Consider the following 1,055-nt stretch of genomic DNA (forward strand, 5'->3'; position numbering starts at 1 on the left):
GGCGAGGGGGCGTCCCGCGAGCTCCGCGGCCGCGACGGACTCGCGCTCGCCGACGACTTGGATCGGGTACTTCACGTTGCCCGTGTCCGGCGTCGCGCCGCGCTCGTAGGCGACGAAGTCGACCGCGTCGCTCGCGGCGTCGCGCCCGCCCGGCCACGGCTCGCGGGCGGGCGAGAGGTAGAAGCCGCGGTCGCGGAGGTCCGAGTAGACGAGGAAGCGCACCGCGAAGCGGTCGGCCGCGGCCGCGCTCGCGACGAAGAAGCGCTCGAAGCCGACGGGGTCTGACTCGTCGGCGAGCGCGATTCCCGAGAGGTCCCCGCGGAACAGCAGGTGCGCGGCCTCGACCCGCGAGGGCGCGATCTCGTTGCCGTCGAGCGGCCGCCCGTACCCCCGGGCGTCGTAGAAGCGCTGGCGGGCGTCCCCGCCGACGCGGACCGCGTCGCCGCGCAGGTGTCCCGTCGGTTGCATACCAGTCACCGCGGCCGGCCGAGGGAAGGGGGTTGCGGTCGAACACCGTGGGACATCGGCGAACCGAGTCGGGAAGGCTTTCGCTTATAAATAGTTGTGTACGGCTCTGTTGAAATACTATCTTTCAGATATGAAATGTGTGAAACAGTCGGTCGATAAGAACTACGAACTGACCGGTTTAAAAAGAAGTCAAATTGTCATCCACATTCACTCTGGGAGGCGACATTCAACCACGGTTCCATCCTGTGGTGATTCGTTTTCTTCGTCGGTTCGACGGATAACGTATTCTGTGACATAATACTGTACAGTTACCGGATCTCCAAAAACAGACACACTATCAACTCTCGTCTCTATGATGAGCAAGACAGGTGTCCCCTTGACATCGAAATATGCTCCCGGCTGAAGATTCTCATTGAGCGATGCACTCGACGAAAGGGTCTCAACTAACTCTGTATATCGTTCCATTTCAGACGTAGAAGAGGTAGTGTATTCTCCATAACCCGAATCCGCGGCTGATTTTAATATTTCTTGGAGCTTCGGGTCTTCAACCTCATCAACTGAGATGTACTCAGGATCGTCAGGTAACG

General features: G+C 59.7%; 1 protein-coding gene and 1 pseudogene. Both read right to left on the reverse strand.

Annotation, left to right across the window (positions count from 1 at the left end):
* Positions 1 to 468: pseudogene (locus U4E84_RS18605) on the reverse strand (tRNA-intron lyase); the annotation flags it as partial.
* Between the two features lie 207 nt (positions 469 to 675).
* Positions 676 to 1,055, reverse strand: a 380-nt coding sequence (locus U4E84_RS18610; protein WP_322533535.1) for a hypothetical protein, incomplete at its 5' end; no start/stop codon positions are given.

Source organism: Halorubrum sp. AD140, from assembly GCF_034497445.1.
In the GTDB taxonomy this organism is placed as follows: Archaea; Halobacteriota; Halobacteria; order Halobacteriales; family Haloferacaceae; genus Halorubrum.